This is a genomic window from Mesorhizobium sp. YIM 152430, assembly GCF_029210365.1.
Taxonomy (GTDB): domain Bacteria; phylum Pseudomonadota; class Alphaproteobacteria; order Rhizobiales; family Rhizobiaceae; genus Aliihoeflea.
In genome coordinates, this window is sequence record NZ_JARGES010000001.1 from 67,797 (window position 1) to 86,916 (window position 19,120).

The 19,120-nt window shown below is 62.0% G+C and carries 18 protein-coding genes and 1 pseudogene; 5 read left to right on the plus strand and 14 right to left on the minus strand.

Translation table 11 applies throughout. The features are described from left to right. Positions 1–12 precede the first annotated feature (12 nt). Positions 13–1,176, minus strand: a complete 1,164-nt coding sequence (locus tag PZ895_RS00370) for a M20 aminoacylase family protein (RefSeq protein WP_275837049.1) — start codon at positions 1,174–1,176, stop codon at positions 13–15. A 178-nt stretch (positions 1,177–1,354) separates the two neighbouring features. Between PZ895_RS00370 and PZ895_RS00375 the strand changes: the two genes are divergently transcribed. After that, the gene (locus tag PZ895_RS00375) at positions 1,355–2,461 is read left to right on the plus strand and encodes a D-alanyl-D-alanine carboxypeptidase family protein (protein WP_275837050.1); all 1,107 of its coding nucleotides are present in this window, start codon (positions 1,355–1,357) and stop codon (positions 2,459–2,461) included. A gap of 5 nt (positions 2,462–2,466) precedes the next feature. After that, positions 2,467–3,561, plus strand: coding sequence for a GTP-binding protein (locus PZ895_RS00380; protein WP_275837051.1), 1,095 nt, complete (start codon positions 2,467–2,469; stop codon positions 3,559–3,561). On the opposite strand, the gene PZ895_RS00385 is transcribed toward PZ895_RS00380, so the two are convergent. Further along, on the minus strand, positions 3,558–4,520 hold the full coding sequence (locus PZ895_RS00385) for a GlxA family transcriptional regulator (protein ID WP_275837052.1): 963 nt from the start codon (positions 4,518–4,520) through the stop codon (positions 3,558–3,560). The two genes, PZ895_RS00380 and PZ895_RS00385, sit on opposite strands and share 4 nt — an antisense overlap. A gap of 15 nt (positions 4,521–4,535) precedes the next feature. Next, positions 4,536–5,435, minus strand: coding sequence for a bifunctional methylenetetrahydrofolate dehydrogenase/methenyltetrahydrofolate cyclohydrolase FolD (gene folD / locus PZ895_RS00390; protein ID WP_275837053.1), 900 nt, complete (start codon positions 5,433–5,435; stop codon positions 4,536–4,538). A 184-nt stretch (positions 5,436–5,619) separates the two neighbouring features. Here folD and proC point away from each other — a divergent pair, with 184 nt between their 5' ends. Next, positions 5,620–6,435, plus strand: a complete 816-nt coding sequence (proC, locus tag PZ895_RS00395) for a pyrroline-5-carboxylate reductase (RefSeq protein WP_275837054.1) — start codon at positions 5,620–5,622, stop codon at positions 6,433–6,435. Positions 6,436–6,879: 444 nt separating this feature from the next. On the opposite strand, the gene PZ895_RS00400 is transcribed toward proC, so the two are convergent. Beyond that, entirely contained in the window at positions 6,880–8,196 is a 1,317-nt protein-coding gene (locus tag PZ895_RS00400; protein WP_275837055.1) for an NAD(P)H-dependent oxidoreductase, read from the minus strand. 176 nt (positions 8,197–8,372) lie between these two features. Here PZ895_RS00400 and gpmI point away from each other — a divergent pair, with 176 nt between their 5' ends. Continuing rightward, positions 8,373–9,881, plus strand: coding sequence for a 2,3-bisphosphoglycerate-independent phosphoglycerate mutase (gene gpmI, locus PZ895_RS00405; protein ID WP_275837056.1), 1,509 nt, complete (start codon positions 8,373–8,375; stop codon positions 9,879–9,881). Between the two features lie 89 nt (positions 9,882–9,970). On the opposite strand, the gene PZ895_RS00410 is transcribed toward gpmI, so the two are convergent. The 4 genes from PZ895_RS00410 to PZ895_RS00425 all read right to left on the minus strand — a co-directional run bounded on the left by PZ895_RS00410 (position 9,971) and on the right by PZ895_RS00425 (position 13,728). Next, the gene (locus PZ895_RS00410; protein WP_275837057.1) at positions 9,971–11,257 is read right to left on the minus strand and encodes a PQQ-dependent sugar dehydrogenase; all 1,287 of its coding nucleotides are present in this window, start codon (positions 11,255–11,257) and stop codon (positions 9,971–9,973) included. 203 nt (positions 11,258–11,460) lie between these two features. Beyond that, positions 11,461–11,778, minus strand: coding sequence for a c-type cytochrome (locus PZ895_RS00415; RefSeq protein ID WP_275837058.1), 318 nt, complete (start codon positions 11,776–11,778; stop codon positions 11,461–11,463). 398 nt (positions 11,779–12,176) lie between these two features. Beyond that, positions 12,177–12,758: a hypothetical protein gene (locus PZ895_RS00420; protein ID WP_275837059.1), complete on the minus strand. Its 582-nt coding sequence runs from the start codon at positions 12,756–12,758 to the stop codon at positions 12,177–12,179. Continuing rightward, positions 12,751–13,728 carry a hypothetical protein gene (locus tag PZ895_RS00425; protein ID WP_275837060.1) on the minus strand — a complete coding sequence of 326 codons (978 nt, stop codon included), beginning with the start codon at positions 13,726–13,728 and terminating at the stop codon, positions 12,751–12,753. The genes PZ895_RS00420 and PZ895_RS00425 overlap by 8 nt, the downstream gene beginning before the upstream one ends. Before the next feature lie 315 nt (positions 13,729–14,043). Between PZ895_RS00425 and PZ895_RS00430 the strand changes: the two genes are divergently transcribed. Further along, entirely contained in the window at positions 14,044–14,397 is a 354-nt protein-coding gene (locus tag PZ895_RS00430; RefSeq protein WP_275837061.1) for a succinoglycan biosynthesis protein exoi, read from the plus strand. A gap of 47 nt (positions 14,398–14,444) precedes the next feature. Here the strand turns inward: PZ895_RS00430 and PZ895_RS00435 are convergent, their stop codons facing one another. The 6 genes and pseudogenes from PZ895_RS00435 to PZ895_RS00460 all read right to left on the minus strand — a co-directional run. Beyond that, positions 14,445–14,642, minus strand: coding sequence for a hypothetical protein (locus PZ895_RS00435; RefSeq protein ID WP_275837062.1), 198 nt, complete (start codon positions 14,640–14,642; stop codon positions 14,445–14,447). Further along, a complete protein-coding gene (locus PZ895_RS00440; RefSeq protein ID WP_275837063.1) occupies positions 14,639–15,274 on the minus strand; it encodes a hypothetical protein in 636 nt (211 codons plus the stop codon). The genes PZ895_RS00435 and PZ895_RS00440 overlap by 4 nt, the downstream gene beginning before the upstream one ends. A 95-nt stretch (positions 15,275–15,369) precedes the next feature. Beyond that, positions 15,370–15,870: a hypothetical protein gene (locus PZ895_RS00445; RefSeq protein WP_275837064.1), complete on the minus strand. Its 501-nt coding sequence runs from the start codon at positions 15,868–15,870 to the stop codon at positions 15,370–15,372. After that, a complete protein-coding gene (locus tag PZ895_RS00450) occupies positions 15,797–16,264 on the minus strand; it encodes a hypothetical protein (protein ID WP_275837065.1) in 468 nt (155 codons plus the stop codon). Before PZ895_RS00450 ends, PZ895_RS00445 begins: the two co-directional genes overlap by 74 nt. A 109-nt stretch (positions 16,265–16,373) precedes the next feature. Further along, positions 16,374–17,294 carry a hypothetical protein gene (locus PZ895_RS00455; RefSeq protein WP_275837066.1) on the minus strand — a complete coding sequence of 307 codons (921 nt, stop codon included), beginning with the start codon at positions 17,292–17,294 and terminating at the stop codon, positions 16,374–16,376. Between the two features lie 152 nt (positions 17,295–17,446). Continuing rightward, positions 17,447–19,120, minus strand: a pseudogene (locus tag PZ895_RS00460) (hypothetical protein); the annotation flags it as partial.

Here is a 19,120-nt window from a genome sequence, read left to right on the forward strand (position 1 = left end):
CGAAGGTCGAAATCACGCGGCGAGCGCCGTTTCGGCGAGGCGGACCCAGTAGCTGACGCCGTGCGGTATGACCTCGTCGTTGAAGTCGTAAGCGGGGTTGTGGAGGTTCGCGGTGTCGCCATTGCCGATGAAGATGAAGGCGCCGGGGCGGGCTTCGAGCATGTAGGAGAAATCCTCGCCGCCCATCACCGGGTTGATCTTGTCGTCGACGTTCGGATCGCCCGCCACGCCCCTTGCGATACCGGTGGCGAAGACGGTTTCCTCCGGGTCGTTGAAGGTGACGGGGTAATTGACGTCGATGTCGACATCGGCGACGGCGCCGCCGGCGAGCGCGATGCCCTGGCAGATCGCGCGCATCCGCTCGATGGCCTTGTCGGCGACTTCGCGCTTCAAGGTGCGGATCGTGCCGGCGAACTCGATGTCTTCGGGGATCACATTATAGGCATCGCCGCCATGGAACTTGGTGATCGAGACGACGATCGATTCGATCGGGTCGACCGAGCGCGAGGCGATGGTCTGGATCGCCAGCACCATCTGGCTGCCGATCACGATCGGGTCGATCGTGCCGTGCGGCATGGCGGCGTGGCCGCCCTTGCCCTTGACCTTGATGGTGAACTCGGCCGTCGCCGCCATCAGCGGGCCGGGCCGCAGCGCGAACTGTCCGACGGGAAGACCAGGCATGTTGTGCATTCCGAAGACCCGTGAAATGTCGAAGCGCTCCATCATGCCGTCCTTGACCATGGCGAGGCCGCCGGCGCCCCCCTCTTCGGCCGGCTGGAAGATGACGGCGACCGCGCCCTTGAAGTTGCGCGTTTCGGCCAGGTATTTCGCCGCGCCGAGCAGCATCGCGGTGTGACCATCATGGCCGCAGGCGTGCATCTTGCCTTCCGTCGTCGAAGCATAGGGCTTGCCGGTGATCTCGGTCAAAGGTAGCGCGTCCATGTCGGCGCGCATCCCGATCGTCGGACCATCGCCAAGATTGCCCCTGATCAGGCCCACGACGCCGGTTTGGCCGATGCCGGTCACCACCTCGTCGACGCCGAATTCCTTCAGCCTTTCGGCGACGAAGGCCGCCGTCTCGTGGCAATCGTAGAGGATTTCGGGATTGGAATGGATGTGACGCCGCCAGCCGGCGATTTCTTCCTGCATCTCGGCAGCTCGGTTCAAAATCGGCATGTGGGAGGAGTTCCTTGTCCGGTCGACCTGCCATTTTGGCGTCACATAGTCTAAATAGTCGAGAGACGACGGTGGCGGGGTCCGCTGTTCTTCACGGGTGGCGGGCGAGCAATCCTCGACCCGCTCGGTCATGAGACTAAATACCGGACGATGGCGACGGCAAGAGGCGAATTGGTCAATGATGCGCAATAGGCTTGTTCTGGCGACGCTGACGGCAGCGGTCGCCGCATTGGCGGCGTGGCAGCAGCCCGCCATTGCGGGGCCGTCGATCCTGGTCGATCTCAACACCGGTCAGGTTCTGGCGCAGGAAGACGCGTTCAAACCTTCCTACCCGGCTTCGCTGACGAAGCTGATGACCGCCTATGTCGCGTTCCGCGCCGTGCAGGCGGGCGAGTTGCAGTTCGACAGCCCGATCGAGATCACCACCGAAGCCACCAAGGAGCCGCCGTCCAAGATGGGCTATGCGGCCGGTTCGGTGCTGACGCTCGACAATGCGATCAAGATCCTGATGGTCAAGTCGGCCAATGATGTCGCAACCGCCGTCGCGATCAATGTCGGCGGGTCGGAGGCGGCCTTCGCCCAGCGCATGAATGCCGAAGCGAGGCGCATCGGCATGACGCAGTCGAATTTCGTCAACGCGCACGGCCTGCATTCGGACGAGCAATACACGTCGGCGCGCGACCTTGCCGTGCTCGCCATCGCGCTGCGCCGCGACTTCCCGCAACATGCGGACTATTTCAAGCTCGACGCGCTGGCCGACGGCCAGAACATCATGGAAAACCACAACACGCTGATGGGCCGCTTCGAGGGCGCCGACGGCATGAAGACGGGCTATACCTGCCCGGCCGGGTTCAATCTCGTCGCCTCCGCCACGCAGCAGGGACGCTCGCTGCTCGCCGTCGTAATCGGCGAATTCTCGCCCGAGGAACGTGCAGACAAGGCCGCCGACCTGATGGGCAACGCTTTTGCAAAGCCGGCGGGCGACGCGCCGTTGCTCGCCAATCTGCAACCGGGTGCGGAGGTCTCGACAGAGGCCACCAATCTGCGGCCGGTCGTATGCACCGAAGAAGCCTGGCGCGAGCGCGCCAAGCGACGCGACGCCAATGGCAAGCCGATCTACCAGTCGAAATTCATCAGAGAGCGTGCCGGCGACCCGGTCGCAATCGCGGTGAGTCTCGGCGGCGCGACCGGCCCGCGCTCGACCCAGCCGCGCTATGCCAACGTGCCGATCCCGACGCCGCGGCCGGATTATTCGCCGGAATCGGTTCAGGCGCAGGGCGGCTAGGCCGGATGCGCACGGACCCGATTGCCGTCTCCATCCTCACCGGGTTTCTCGGCTCGGGCAAAACGACGCTGCTCAACCGGCTCCTGAAGGATCCGGCGCTGACCAACACCGCCGTCATCATCAACGAATTCGGCGAGGTGGCGATCGACCATCTTCTGGTCGAGCAGTCCGGCGACGGAGTGATCGAGCTTTCCGACGGGTGCCTGTGCTGCACCGTGCGCGGCGAACTCGTCGACACGCTGGCCGATCTCGTCGACCGGCTGCAGACAGGCAAGGTCGCCGCGCTCGACCGGATCGTGATCGAGACGACGGGGCTTGCCGACCCGGTGCCCGTTCTCCAGTCCGTGATGGGGCATCCGGCGCTCATGCACGCCTTTCGGCTCGACGGGGTCGTGACCGTCGTCGATGCTGTCAATGGCGGCCCGACACTCCGGGCGCATGAGGAGGCAAGACGGCAGGTGGCGGTCGCCGACCGTATCGTGCTTTCGAAGACGGATCTGGCAGACGAGGGCGAGATCGCAGAACTGAAGGCGACGCTGCGCGGGCTCAATCCGGGCGCCGAGTTCGTCGAGGCTGCGGCATCGGGCACGGCGGCGCTGATCGCCTGCGGGCTCTACGACCCGGCGACGAAGACGGCCGACGTTTCGCGCTGGTTGGGCGAAGGCGATCACGATCACCATCACGACCTCGATCACGCGCATGACCATGCGCATTCGCACCACGACCCTTCGATCCGCACCCTCTCGCTCGTCCATGACCGGCCGGTGTCGTGGTCGATCATCGAGATGTTCCTCGACCTGTTGCGCTCCACGCAGGGCGAACGGCTCTTGCGCATGAAGGGCATCATCGAGATCGCCGAGGACCCCGAGCGGCCGCTGGTGATCCACGGCGTGCAGAAGCTCCTGCACCCTCCCGCCCGCCTTCCCGCCTGGCCGGACGGGCAACGCGGTACCCGGCTGGTGCTGATCACGCACGATCTGCCCGAGGACTATGTGCGGCGGCTGTTCGGGGCGTTCGTCGGACAACCGGCGGTGGACGCGCCGGACCGGGCGGCGATGGTCGACAATCCGCTGGCGATCGCGGGGTTTCGGGCCAGCTAATAGGTCGTGCGGCGTTCTTCGCTGGGGGGGCGGCCGAAGAGCAGGCGGTAGCTTTGCGCGAAATAGGAGTGCGAGGTGAAGCCGGTGGCGATGGCGACGTCGAGGATGGGCAGGTTGGTCTGGCGCAGAAGTTCGCGGGCACGCTCGAGGCGCAGGCGCATGTAGTAGCGGCCGGGCGTGACGTTCAAATGGCGCAGGAAGAGGCGCTCGACCTGGCGCACCGAAAGGTTGGCCGATTTCGCCAGTTCCACGGCTGAGTACGGCTCGTCCAGATTGTCGGCCATCAGCTCGACGATCTTCTTCAGCTTTTCCGATTTGCCGGTCAGGTCGCGTTCGGGACCGACCCGCTGGCGGTCGCCGGCCGAACGGATGCGCTCGTACTGGAACTGGTTGGCGACCTCGTTGGCGAGGTTCTGGCCGAAATCGGCGCGAACGATCTCCAGCATCAGGTCGATGGAGGTGGTGCCGCCGGCGCAGGTATAGCGCTTGCGGTCGATCTCGAAGACGTTGCCGGTGCATTCGATGTCGGGGAAGCGTTCCTTGAAACCGGCGCGGTTTTCCCAGTGGATGGTGCAGCGGTGGCCGTCGAGTTGGCCAGCTTCTGCGAGAAGATACGAGCCAACGGAGAGCGCGCCGAGCGTCGCGCCGCGACGGCCGAGGCTGCGCAGGGCGGCCAGCGCCTTGCTCTTGCCTGGAAACTCGGTCGTCAGGCCGACGCAGACGAAGAAGATGTCCACCGGCGGGGCGTCGGCGATGGCGTAGTCGATCTTGATCGGCAGGCCGTTCGACGCGGAAACCGCCTCGCCGTCCGCCGAGACCGTGGTCCACGAATAGACATCGCGGCCGAGCAGACGATTTGCCGAACGGACCGTGTCGATGGCCGCGGCGAGCGAGAACATCGAGAACCTGTCTACAAGCAGAAAGGCAAATTGGCGTCCGTTGGGCGACGGCTCGGGCATGATCGCTGGCGTTTCCTAGAAGTTCGGGGGCTCGCGCCCGGCCGCGCGGCAGGCGGAGGCGAGCGTGTTGGCCATCAGCATGGCAATGGTCATCGGGCCGACGCCGCCGGGAACCGGGGTGATGGCGCCTGCCTTTTCGGAAGCCTCGTCATAGGCGACGTCGCCGACGAGTCGCGATTTGCCTTCCCCCTTCTCGGGCGCCGGAATGCGGTTGATGCCGACGTCGATCACCGTCGCGCCGGGCTTGACCCAGTCGCCCTTGACGATCTCGGGGCGGCCGACGGCGGCGACGAGAATGTCGGCCGTGCGGGCGAGCGCGGCGATGTCCTTCGTGCGGCTGTGCGCGATGGTGACGGTGCAGTTGGCGGCAAGGAGCAAATTCGCCATCGGCTTACCGACGATGTTGGAGCGGCCGATGACGACGGCGGTGAGCCCCGACAGGTCGCGGCCTCGGACTTTTTCCACCAGGAGCATCGAGCCGGCCGGGGTGCAGGGCACGAAGGCCGTCTCGACCTCGCCGGTTCCCAGCTTGCCGACATTGACGAAGTGAAAGCCGTCGACGTCCTTCTCGGGCGCGATCGCCTGGATGACCTTGCCGGAATCGATGTGGCCGGGCAGCGGAAGCTGGACGAGGATGCCGTGGATGCGGTCGTCGGCATTGAGCCTGTCGATGAGGGCGAGAAGATTCGCCTCGGACGTGTCCTCGGGCAGCGTGTGCTGATCCGAGAAGAAGCCGCACTCCTTCGCCTTCTTCGATTTCGACGCGACATAGACCTGGCTCGCCGGATCTTCGCCGACGATCACCACGGCGAGCCCCGGCGTGACGCCCGCCTGCGCGACGAGATCGGCGGACGCCGCCTTGACCTTCGCAACCACGTCCTCGGCCGCCTGTTTGCCGTCGATCCGTTCTGCCATGCCTTGCTCCCCTGCACTCGATTGGCCTCGCATCGTCACCAAATTGCGACGCCGCGCTTCCGTCAATGCGTCCTTCTTTGACGCGATACAGCCAGAACCGCCAGCCGGTTTCCGGTTGCGCGACATCGGTTGCACGGAATCGATTGCCGGTCCATGACGAAAGAAACAGTCAGGGAGATCGACGATGTCGATCAGGGTCATTCTCGTCGGTTGCGGCAATATGGGCTATGCGATGCTGTCGGGATGGCTGGCCTCTGGACGGCTGGAGGCCGGCGAGGTCGGCGTGGTGGAGCCCGACGACGCGCTGCGGCTGCGGGCGGACGAACTGGGCGTCCATGCGCATGAGGCGATCGAGGCACTGATCGATGCGCGGCCCGAACTCGTCATCTTCGCCGTCAAGCCGCAGGTGATGGGCGCGGTCGTGCCGGCTTATCGTCACCTGGCCGATGGCGGGACGACGTTTCTGAGCGTCGCGGCCGGGACGGGAATCGCGACCTTGGAAGGAATACTCGGCGCGGCAACCCCGATCATCCGCTGTATGCCCAACACGCCTGCCTCGATCGGACGCGGGATGATGGTGACGGTTGCGAACGACAGGGTTTCGAACGCGACGAAGGACTTCGTCACCGGGCTGCTCTCGGCGAGCGGCAAGGTGGCGGAAATCGACGACGAGGCACTGATGGACTCCGTGACGGCGGTTTCGGGCTCGGGGCCGGCCTATGTGTTCCATTTCATCGAATGCCTGACCAAGGCCGGCGAGTCGGCCGGACTGCCGACCGACATTGCCAAGCTGCTGGCCATGCAGACGGTCTATGGCGCCGGGTGCCTTGCGGCCGAAAGCGCGGACGAGCCGGCGGAACTGCGCCGGCAGGTGACGAGCCCGAACGGCACCACTGCCGCCGCGCTCGCGGTCTTCATGGATGAGGGCCGTCTGGAGAAGCTGGTGGGCAAGGCGGTCGAGGCGGCGCGGGCGAGGTCGGTGGAGCTTGGCAAAGCCTAGCCGCGACAGATCGGCGCCGCGCCTGCCTTTTCGGCATCCGGCCATTGTCAAAGAACGGGAAGCGGGGCGCGCGGGCCGTGCCTTCCGAATGGTATGTGTGTGGCGCGAACCCGCGCACCCCACCGATGGCTGTCTGGCTTTCGACCGGTCACGGCGGGTCTCATCCCGAAGGATTTCGGCCCCCAGCGGCTTTTCCGCACCCTTCGAGGCGCTTCGCGCTCCTCAGGACGCCGGCCTGTTCCCAGCCCTCACGTGCCCGATGGTGTCCGACGCCATCGGGGGGAGGTCATCGCCGCCCTCCCGATGCCCGGTGCGCACCGGTTCCCACGAGGACGATGCGGGGGAGTATGTGGGAGGATGGGCGAAGGGGGATAAGTTTTTTGAGAATGCGGGGTCGGCATACCCCCACCCCTTACCCCTCCCGTAAGGTGCAGATCGCGGCGACTAGCCGAGGTTAGCGACCATTTCTTCCTGCTTGCGGCGCAGCGCCCAAAGGCGGGTGGAGGTGTCGGGGGTGGCGTTTTGGAGGGTGAGGAGGTCGCCCTTCCTGACCGGTTTCAGCACCTTGCCGCCTTCCAGGAGCCCGACCGGAACGGCGCGGGCCGCAGTGGCTTCGGCGGCGGTCATCGTCCAGGAGCGGTAGCAGGTCTCGCCGATGGCGTCGAAGGTTTCGCCGGGGGCGAGATCGCGCTTGGCGACGGCGGCGACTTCGGCGACGGGGCGCGGCAGCGGGACCATGTCGGCCTTGCCGTAGAGGACCGCGCGGGCACAGGAGAGCGGGACTTCGAGGCTGGTCAGGTGGTAGGGCCGGTGGAAGGCGTAGTACGGGCCCTTGCCGACATGGAGATCGTCCATGCGCTCGATGACGCGCGGATGCGTCGCCTCGACGACGACGAAGACGCCGGGCGCAACGCCCTTGCCGATCGTGTAGTCGACCACGCCCTTTTTCGACAGCACGCCGCCATCGGCACGCGGAATCAGCACGCGGGCGAGATCGTCGCGGCCGGCGCTCGGTCCGTGCATTCCCGGCCTGTCGGGCACGAGGCCGGTCGCGTTGGCGATCGCGGCCATCTCGACCATGGTCTTGGAGCCGTCGATGAACTCGACCAGCATTCGCGGGTTCATGTTCCGCCGTTCGGCTTCCTCGCGATACTGGTCGGGAACGGCGTCGTGGTTGAGCGGATTGTTCTTGCCCTTGCCGGCGGAAACGACCCTGAGGCCGAGCGCGGTGGCGAACTCGATCAGTTCCATGCAGGAGGACGGCTCATCGCCGGCGCCGACCGTATAGACGACACCGAGCCGATCGGCCTCGTGCTTCAGATAGGCGCCGATCGTCACGTCCGCCTCGACATTCATCATCACGAGATGCTTGCCGTGCTCCATCGCCACCAGATCGTAATCGGCCGCCACTCCAGGCTTGCCGGTGGCGTCGATGACGACGTCGATCAGCGGGTTCGTCACCATGGTCTCGACGGAGGTGATGGCGATGCGGCCGTCCTCGATGGCGGCCGTGACCTTCGACTGCGTGTCGGCTTCGGCGGCGCGCGAATCGTCGCCATAGGCGATCTCGATGGCCGCACGCGCAGTCCAGGGGCGGCGGGTCGAGATCGCAGCCACCTCGATGCCCGGCATCAGCATCCCCTGCGTGACCAGATCCGTGCCCATCTCGCCCGAACCGATGACCCCGATGCGGACCGGGCGTCCGCTCTCGGCGCGATGGGCGAGATCGCGGGCAAGGCCCGTCAGGGCGACATTCGTCATCGGGCAGTTCCTCGGGCTCGAAAGTCGCGGCAGATGACTGATCGGCGATATGCTTGTCAACCAAGCAGGCGATATTCGACCCTTCGGCCCGCAGCGGCAAATGACGATTTTCCGCTTTGGCCCTGGCCGCGACTGGCCTATCTACGGGCGGCAATGCGAAGGATGAGAGATCCCAGATGAACGGACCGGTGGTTTTGACGATCCTCGATGGCTGGGGCCTCAGCGAACGGGCGGAAGGCAATGCGGTGGCGCTGGCGGCGACACCGAATTTCAGCCGGCTGTGGGCGACCTGGCCGCACGCCACGCTGACGACCTTCGGCCCGAGCGTCGGTTTGCCGGAGGGCCAGATGGGCAATTCGGAGGTCGGGCACCTCAATATCGGCGCGGGCCGCATCGTCTACCAGGAATTGCCGCGCATCAACCATGCAGCCGATGGCGCGGAACTGGCCGAGCGGCTGGCCGCGACCGGGCTGATCGACGCGCTCAGGGCTTCGGGCGGCACCTGCCACCTCGCCGGTCTGGTGTCGGATGGCGGCGTTCACGCCCATTTGGAACACGCGCTGGCGCTCGCGGCTCTCATCGCCGGTGCCGGTATTCCGGTCGCGATCCATGCCTTTACCGACGGGCGCGACACGGCGCCGGTCTCCGCGCCGCAATTTCTCGCCGATCTTGAGCGCCGGCGGCCCGAGGGCGCGTTCATCGCGACGGTGAGCGGCCGCTATTTCGCGATGGACCGCGACCGGCGCTGGGAGCGCGTGAAGCGCGCTCATGACGCGATGGTGGACGCGGCCGGCGAGCGGGCTGCCACGGTCGGCGAAGCATTGGCGGCGGCCCAGGTGCGCGGCGAGACCGACGAGTTCGTGACGCCGACGGTGATAAGCGGCTATGGCGGCATGAAGGATGGCGACGGGCTCGTTTTCTTCAATTTTCGCTCCGATCGCGCGCGCGAGATTCTTCTGGCGCTCGTCGACCCCGGTTTCGACGGGTTCGCGCGGCCACGGCGCATCGATTTCGCCGCGCGCGTCGGTATGGTGTCCTATGGCGGCGGGCTCGATGCCCACATGAAGGTGCTGTTCGAGCCGCAGACGCTGGCCGAGGGCCTGAGCGAAACCGTGTCGAAGGCGGGGCTGCGGCAGGTGCATCTGGCGGAGACCGAGAAATATCCGCATGTCACCTACTTCCTCAATGGCGGCGAGGAAGCGCCCTTCCCCGGCGAAGACCGGATCATGGTGCCCTCGCCCAAGGTCGCGACCTACGATCTGAAGCCGGAAATGTCGGCGCCCGAACTGACCGAGCGGGTGCTGGAGGCGATCGACGGCGGCCAACATGAGTTCGTCGTCGTCAATTTCGCCAATCCCGACATGGTCGGCCACACCGGCGATCTCGACGCGGCCATCCGCGCCGTCGAGACGGTGGATGGCGCGCTCGGGCGCATCGCGGCGGCGGTGGAGCGGCGCGGCGGCAAGTTGATGGTCATTGCCGACCACGGCAATTGCGAGGAGATGATCGACCGCGTGACCGGCGAACCGCACACCGCGCACACGACCAATCCGGTGCCGGTGATCGTCGGGCCGTGGGACGGGACTGTGAGCGACGGCGTGCTGGCGGATGTCGCGCCGACGCTCCTGCAACTGATGGGCGTCGCGCAACCGAAAGCGATGACGGGGCGGTCGCTGCTGCGATAGATGTGCGGCCTCATCGGGCCCGCCGACGTCACGCAAGACGCCCGTATCCGCGCCGTCCGGGAACGGCGCAGATACGTTCAGCATTCAGATCAAGGCGTGAGCTTGTGGATCATGCCTTCATCGACGGCCGTGTAGAGGCTTCCGTCGGGACCCTGAACGACCGAGCGGAAGCGACCCGCTTCCATCGGCAAAGTCATCTCGGTCACGTCGACGACTTCCGTTCCTTCTTCATTCAACTGAATGACATCGATGCGCTGACCGATCGGCGTGCCGCCGAAGCCGATCCCCATGATGCCGACCACCATCGCGCCGTCCCACTCACCCCATTGGTCGCCCGTCAGGAACTCCGCCGAGCCGGTGCCCTGCGACCATCCGTTATTGTCCCAGATGGGCTTCATGGCGTCGGGGTAGGTTTCGAGGTCCGTCATCGGCATGAAGGCCGCACGTTCAAAGCGGTTCATGCCTTCCATCTGGTTGGGGGAATAGCCGCAATAATCGTCCGGACAATCTTCGCGTCCGGCCATGTTCGGCCGCGGGTCCCAGCCGCCATTGCCGCCATTGACCAGCACGGTGATCTCGTCGGAGTGCCAAGGGCCGTGCTCGGCGACGATCGGCGTGTTGGTCTGCGGGTGGAAGGCGATGCCCTGCACATTGCGGTGCCCATAGGTGTAGGTGCGCGGGTCGAAGCCCTCGGGCGGGGCGTTGTCGGGAGCCGCGTTGCCGTCGGTGTCGATGCGCAGCACCTTGCTGCCCATGAGGGTCGGGCTCTGCGGAATCTCGCTGTTGTGATTGTCGCCGGTCGTCACGTAGAGAAACCCGTCTCCGGGGTTGAACCGGATGCGCCCGCCATTGTGGGCGCCGGGACCGCCGAATGGATGATCGGATTCAGCCATCTTGTAGGGAATGTCGTCGACGATGTCGGTTCGCTCCGAGACGTCACTCAATTCCTCGTTGACCTCGAGGCGCAGGACCCTGTTGGTCCGCGGGTCCGACATGGCGGAGGTCGAGTAGACGTAGATCCGGCGATTTTCCTCGAAGTCCGGATCGACCGCCACGCCGTTCATGCCCGCCTGCCCCTCGCATACGAGATCGTCGGCCGTCGTGGCATAGCCTTCGGTCTCGTTCATTCCGAGCAACTTGTTGACCTCGCCCGAGGGCAGAAGAACCGAAAGACCGTGACACTTTTCGGTAAAGAACATGGTTCCATCGGGCAGGAACGCCATGTCCCAAGGCGCCTGCAGACCTTCCAGCACGACGGTGTGCTGAAGGCTTGTCGTGTTCGTGCCCATGGCAAGCGCAGGCATGACGACGAAGGTCGAACAGGCCAGCGCGGCGGCAAAAGGCAGGGTTTTTGTGATACGAGATCTTTCCAACATTCACTCCTCCCAGTGCTGTCGAGGCGCCAGCCTCGAACGTTGGTACAATTCTCCCCCGCTCTTCTAACGGGATCACGAAGCTAGCGCCGACGTCCTGCTACATCAAGCCGCCCATAGTGAAACCGATATGGCGGCCCCGAAAGCAGCGGCAACGATATATTTCGCGCACAAACGCCAGTTCGTGCATGGTCGGCCAAGAAATCTTACGGAAACGTCGTCGTGATATAAGCTGCGATGTTCTCGATATCCTCGTCCGTCAGCTTGGTCGCATGGGGGATCATCAATGCGGAATTGGGGCCGACCTTCTCGCCTTCGCGATATGCCTGCAGCCGCTCGATGAGAATTTCTTCAGTCTTGTCCGCCAGCCTGGGGAAACTGGCCATGCCCTGAGCGCTCGGACCATGACAGGCCCGGCAGGAGCTTTGGTAAAGCGTCTCGCCATCGGCCAGATCCTGGGCGAAAGCGGACCCTTGCCCCGCGATCATGATTGCAGCGACGGTTCCAATGAGCATGTTTTTCATCTGACAATCCGGCTCTGATTATTTGTGGCCCGGCCAGTATCCGACGATAAATCAGGTTCGTCTACGGCTGGCGCGTGGAGGCGGAGAGTTGCATGTCCGGGCAGGCGGAACGATAGCCCGAAGAGTTGAGGGCCGTAATCGCGTATTCGGCTTGCCGGGATTGCGCGGCGGGCGCACCGTGACCGTGGCGGTGGCGGTGGCGGACCCAGTCACCGGGAAGAACGGGTCATGCTCGATTGCGGGAAATCAGGCAGTCCGGGAGTATAGATGGTGCTGCGAGAGAGGATTGAAATCGCCTTAGTTCCAATAGAATCAATAACTTACATGATGTTTTGTAACGTTGTGACGGCCCATTTTATGGGCACCCACTGACTCGATTTTGATGGAAACTCCATCTGTCAGCGACTTTTCATCTTCTCTTCGAATAGAAAGTTCACACGCCCCACTAGCCGCGCGAACGTGAAGCCGGCTTCAAGCAGACAAAAGGCAAAAGCAATCCGCAGGGCGATACTGCCAGCCATCATCGCAGAATCCATCCAAGCCGGCGGCTTCCGGCTCCAGAATAGGTCACCAACCGCGAGTAATATTCTCCAGGCGTCAGGGATCAATATGGCCATCGATAAAACAAGAACCGATATGGCTATCAATATGAAGTATGTAACGTTATAGAATAATTCTTTGGTTAGCTTCTCAACTATTTCTTTTTTGTTTTGCTGCTCGAGAGAGTCACCATTTATGTTCAATGATGCTTTTTCTGTCGCTATATAAAACATAACACTAAAACTAAAACCAATAATTATAGATACAACGGTATTTACAGCAGAAAGAAAATCCCCAATTTCGCCCATTAAAAATATCGATAAGAAAACAGCGACGAGCGCAAAGAAGGAAATCCTCGCACGCAAGCTCGTCTTCTCATTCGTTCTATAGTTATAGAACGTTGCATTGTTGTTCTCTATGATCTCGCGGAAGCTAACCATTTTCCGTGACGGATAAGACATGATCTTTAAGAACTACGGCTAAAGCGCTGCACGTTTCACTCTGCGAAGGGTGACCGTGCTGTCTGTCGACCTGGACATTTAAAGGAAATTTCGAGGCTTGGTGTCCCGCCTCGAAAACGTGAATGACCCTCGTCTTTCCGTTCATCTCCGCCATAATCTTGCAGTCTTGGATATCTTCGTCGTTAAAATCGACAATGTCCGTCTGTTTGAACAGATCCGCTACAGCCTTGCGCATGTCCTGTTGTTTGCCGCCGAAAAGCGGAAACAGTCTGTTTTTTACATTGTCGGACAACGTGTCGTCACGCTTCTCCGCACTAAGTGCGATCATCATTTTTCCTACGCCGGCTCCTCGTCCAGTGATGCTAGTAGGACGGCTGGCTACGTTTACGCGAACTTCTTTTGGCTTCGCGTCTCGATAGTAACCAGCACCCAGACGAAACGAATGCGAGCGAATGCGCTTCCTATTTGGCAACAGGTTCAAAATGGTTTCCCGTAGCGCCTGATAACCGCCAAACTGCCCTAGATACTGGCAGCCCATGTAAATTTTTCCGCTATCAGAAAGGTATAGCATGAAGTGAAACGGCCGCAGACTCGTGCTGTTTGCAGGGATAGTTCCCTTTTCCGTATTCTCGTATGAGTGTCCCCAATATGCGGATCGGAATGTGCCTCGGATTGTTCGCGTGTTGGCAAGCGTCACCTTCTCCAGGGGAGCTTCGCCCCGTTGCCGTAGGCGTTCGACTGCATCCTTATCCTTCAAATCTAAAGGCGGTCGCCCATCGATCGCCCGATAGAGATCGCCAAACTCGTCTTCTGTAAAAGGCACCACCCTTGGTGCGTTATCGTTACCATCGGTTCGAACAAGATAATGGAAGCTGCCGCTTACCTCTTCCTTGCGCTTTCTAGCCATCTGCAATTTCCCAAGCCTTTGCGATCCATTGACGATACCCATACTCCCGCGTGTGGAAAGCTAGAATTCCTCGCGATGGTGGTATTCCCACTGGAATTGCAAGAGCCATACTAGAACAAAATAAGAACACGTCAATTCCGGGCTTCCTGCTTGGCTGGTCAGTTGGCATCAACGAATCGCCTAACTGATACAGATCGTTAAAATTTAACGCTCCCGCGAAGGTTGATCGCAGGAAAGCATTGCTAACTTAGCTTGATGGGGAAGGTCGACTATCACCGCACATGGCGCGGCGCTCGGCGCTACAGGTTCGACCATGGGACGCAGCTAAAGAAAGCGGCGCGCGCTCGATCGGGTGGCTTGCTGACGTCGGTCGTCCAGGCGTTCAAGAGCTTGCCGGCCTTCCCGGTCGCCTTCCTTCTGATCGGCGCTGCCGGAGTCGGTTACACCGCCTCTGACATGCCGCTCGACCGGTTCGCGGCGATGCTCCCCGGATCGGGGTGCGACATCAAGGGCAATGTCAGCGTCGATACCGGCGAGCGCATCTATCACGTGCCGGGACAGCCCTACTACCACGACACGGTCATTTCGATGGACAAGGGCGAGCGCTGGTTTTGCAGCGAGGCTGAAGCTCGGCAAGCGGGATGGCGAAAGGCGCGAAATGGGTCGAGTGGCAGTTCGGGGCCGGGAGCGCGCATCATTCTCGTCCAATAGAAAAAGCCCGCCGGGTGAACGGCGGGCTTTCAAAAATATTTGAAGGTCTAGCGGTCGTCCATTAGATCGTCCGCAACCCATCCCTGCAATACGTTGCGCGCGACAAAATTGTTCGTTGCGTCGTCCTCGCTAGCCCGCTCCCTTTTCTCGCGTTCGCCGTAACGGACGACGATCATGCGGCCCTCACGATGCCATGTGGCCGTGACCGTTCCGAAAGGCGTTTCAATTTGGACGGTTCGCATCATGCCGCCTCGCGGACATCGAAGCCATTCATGATGTTGTCGATCTCATCTCCGAAAAGCGTTCGACGCTCGTGCAGAGCGTAGGCCACGCGGCGGATTGTAGCCCAGTGCTCATCCAGCATCCGGTCGAGTTTTCGACGCGCGACCGCCATGAGCTTTTTCCTCGCTGCCTTATTCGGTTCGGCCAGTTGGAGAACTATTGCGACCTGCTCGAAATCGCGCTCACAAACCGTATGATCAAAACCCGCTGGGTCGATTCCCTGCTCCGCCATCGGGCCGGCCAAGACATGCATCGCATATCCAATAACCGTTTCCTTGTCTTGCTTGGTTCGAATGCGGCAAGCGTTGCCGGCACGATTGATGATCGGATTGAGCCGTTCTGACGAAATAGTCATGCAGACGGGTCCGAACCCGGTGCAGTGATTTTCGATGGCTACAGGATTGCTGTCGATGAACGCGGAATCGACGGACACCCATTCGACACGGAAGCCCGTAAGGCGCGCGACAACGGCGTGCCCGGCTTCATGGAACTGTGGCTTCATAATTTCCTTCCGCAGCCATTCTGACGACTCGTAGAAGGCGCCCGGCGCATTACTTGCTGCCAGCGCCGCCGGCATGTTAAAAACGTTGCTCATCGCGGTTCCTTCATGATTGCGATGTTTCGATAGTGTGGAACGACCAAGCGACGTTTCCTAGGCGAGCTTGGTCGCTCCCGTTCGTCCAACAGGCGTTAAACTCCTTTCACTTCGTAGGTTGGCATCTCAAACCGGACACGCTTGTCCAGTTGATCGCGATGGCGCGTCATCGTGACGATTTCGCGCGCAATCTTTTTGCGGTCGGCTTCAGGCGCATTGCCCAGCGCCACTTCAAGCTTGTCGATGTGGCGATCGAGTTCTTCGCGCTTGTAGCGGTTCACTATGCCGGCAAGCTCACGGCTGGCATCTAGAAGCATCCCGATCATTCGCTCGGCGCGGCCGATCGAGCCGCGATAGGGCATGTCGTCTGCCGGGTCATATCCCGCGTCGGTATCGTCAGTGAATTCGGGAAGGTGATCGGGATTGAAGCCCGCCCATTCGAGGTAGTAGCGCACGTCCTGCCACTGTCCATCAACAGGGAGGTATTCGAAGAACTTCCGAGTCGCGATCTCATCGGTTACGTCATTCGCGGCCTTCAGCTTGTCTTTCTGACGCTCGCGATAGCGGCGAACCTTCTCTGCGTTGCTGATTGCCATGGCCGTGTCTCCGTTGCGGTGTTGGTGTTACATAGGATGACACCGACACGGGGTCAAGCTGCTTTAGCGGTTGGATTGAAAGAATCGTGTCAGGCCAAACATCGCCGACTTCCCCAAGCACGAGCCGCACGTCGCTAAGGTCGATCTCGCCGGAGAAGGGTGAAGGTTCGATCGCGATCAGCGCCTCGATCAGATCGCCGCGAAGTTCCGGATCGACGCGCGGCGTATTCAAGACCAGCCCGCCCATGTCGATGCCGGCAAGCCGAAGCTGCGAATGAACGCCCATGCGCAGGGCGTCAGGATCAGGCGAGCGCCGGTGTTGGAGAAGGTGTGTCAGCATTTCGGCCTCGAAAGCGTATTTCACGGCCGGCAGGTAGAGTTCCGAAGGGGTCATGCTTGGTGTTGCCTGTAAGGGGATCAGTTACAGGAACGCCTATGAGTCAGTTCGGAACCTTTGTCTACTGTAAATCGTTCGATCTATGTTGATTAATGCAAGTAGTAAGTCAGTGCTGACTGAATTTTCGAGCCGGAAGTGTTTGCATCAATTCGAGAACTTGCTTTCGGCGCTCTTCGTAAATTTCTTTCGCGCTCGATCGAGCCTCATTCGTGGCGAAGAACCAGTCGCCATTTATGGGCCGGGAATGGTTGAACCGATGCGCGCGCATAGAAGTCCAATCCTTCGCGCAATAGTTCGTCCAGACGACAGACGGCTTCGGCTTGGTCTTGGCTTGATGCTGGCGCGTGGTATCCCACTCGCCACCGGCACGGCGTAGCGCCTTCCGAACGGCCTCGTGCTCGTCAGTTTCGATCTGAAGCTCACCATGGACGTGAAGCTTGCCGGCGCGGGAAACTTCGAAGGCGAAAAAGAACGGGACGTGCCGGCCGGTAGCAGCTTTCAACTCGCGTGCGATCCGCTTCGCCAGCCAGCCAGCCGAGGAAGCTTGTGCGCCTGCCTTGGCGGCGATGTCGTCGGAAAGGTTCAAAGTGAAGCCACAAGAGCCACCGGACGCGCGCATGGTGTGGTGAAGCCATTCGAGGCAGGAAAGGTCTGAGAGGTCACGCCATGGGGCAGGAACGCGGTTGCGGGGAAGATGGTTGAGCGGGACGCTGTAGGAGCGCCAGAACCGGGCGTCCCTGATCTCTTCCTCAAGGGTCAAGGTTTCGGGCGCGGCGGGGAGCTTGAGGGTAAGGGAAGAGGTCTTCAGGTGAAGGTGTGGATAGGAGGGATGGGAGGGGGTTGCATACGTAACTGAAGTCTCCCCGGAACGGCGTGCATCCCCAAAAGCCTCAAGGGCGCGGAATAGCGGGCGAAACTGCGCATCGCGATAGGGCGATTTGCGACGGGTTCGATTTACCTTTTTGTCAATTTGGGCATTGGGAGCCGGTTGAGGCGGGTTGCCTGTAGGGGCGTCAATGAGGGTCATTCGTCGGTCTTCTCGTCGGTTCGTCGGGAAGGCGGCGTCCGGTCCCGACGAAAAGACCGGACGCCGATAAGCGTAGGGAGCTACCCGACGCCGTGCGCAGACATATTATAGCAAAAAATCAGAGGCTTGCTCGATCAGATGCACGATTTTCTTCATCTCGATCGTGAATTCGCGAAGTTCCCCGGCCGGGTCTGCCGGCGCATCTCGTCAGCGACGACGCCGCGCATCGTCGCCTCCATTTCCTTCCGCATCCGTCGCGCAAGATCGGCGTTCTGCTCCGGCGTGCCGGCTGAACCGTTCACAGTGATCGGGGCACTGATCATGACAGGCGGCACACCGCTATTGTCGTTCCCGGCATGGAGAAGACGAGCTACATTCGCGCCGGCCTCGCTGCCGACGAACCCGCCGCCGCTATAGCCGGGAAGTTCGCCGGAACGGATGGCTTCGAGGTTCGCCACGCCGATGCGGGAAGTGGCCGCTTTGTCAAAAACGTATTCGCCGCGATGGACGACGCCGGCCGGCTGATACTTCCCGCCATCGCCGGTATAGCCGCCTTCCGCGAAGCCGAAGAGCTTCGTCAGAATGCCGACGCCACCGAACATGCCGCCGAACGGTCCCTTGCCGAGAAACGCGGCCTGAAGGGCGGCGTCGATCAGCGACGACAAAAGCCGACTGACAGCCTCTTCGGCCGTCATTGCGCCGCTCAGGATGCCGCCGAAGAGCGACGTGAACTCTTCGCCAAGGAACTGCTGAAGCTCGACAGCACGTTCCTGGGCTTCGGCCGCTGCGATCGTCGCGGCTTCGATCTTCGCCATGGACGCGGCGAGCGCGTCTAGTTCGGCACGCTGTTGCGGCCCAAGGGCGATGCCGGCGCGTTCGGCCTGCTGAAGCATGTCGTGCGCGTGGCGAAGCCGTGCAGCCTCTTCGGCCGTCTTGCCGATCGCCTGTTGCTCCATTTCCTGTTGCGCGATGAACTGCCTGCCACCGGCAAGAATGGCCGCATAGGCGTCAAGGCGCTGGCGTGCTTCGTCCATCGGCGATCGACCACCACCGCCACCACCACCACCACGGCGCGCACCACGGCCACCACCACCGGCATCATCCTTCGGCACGTTGACGATCGTGCGACGCGGCGGCGAGCCGAGCCGGTCGCTCTTCGGTGCGGCCGGACCGAAGTCCATATCCTGAAGGCTGAAGCCCTCGCCATAGTCACCATCGACCTTCGCGGCGTTCAGGCGGGTGCGCAGCTTGTCCATCGCGATCGAGGTCGGATCGCGGCCGGTGATCGAGTTCCAGAAGCCATCGAAGGCTTCCCATGCGCCGATCAGATTGTCGCGGAAGGCGCGAAGCTCGTCGCCGATGTTGGAAAGTTGATCGATGAAGATGACCGCTTCACGCTTGGCGAAGGTCGTCATGCGGGTTTGAAGGGCGGCAAACTCGTCGTCTACCTCTTCCGCCTTGCGGATCAATTCGTCCTCGATCACAGCGCCGGCCTCGCCGGCCGCATCCGCCATGGTGTCGATCGCTTGCGCGCCGTCCTTCAGTGCATTGACCATCGTCGCGCCGGCACGGCCGAAGGCCAGTTGCGCCAGATAGAGCCGTTCCTGTTCCGAGCCAGCATGTTTGATCAGGTTGGCAAACTCGCGAAGCAATTCCATGGTCGGCCGCACATTGCCGTTCACGTCGCGGATCGCTACGCCGTTCGCCGACAAAACACGTTCAAGTTCGCCGCCCTTGGCGACGGCCTCGCCGATGCGTTTGGCAAATTCCTGCATGGACCGATCAAGGTCGCTCACTTCAACGCCGGCAAGGCCAGCGCCATAGCG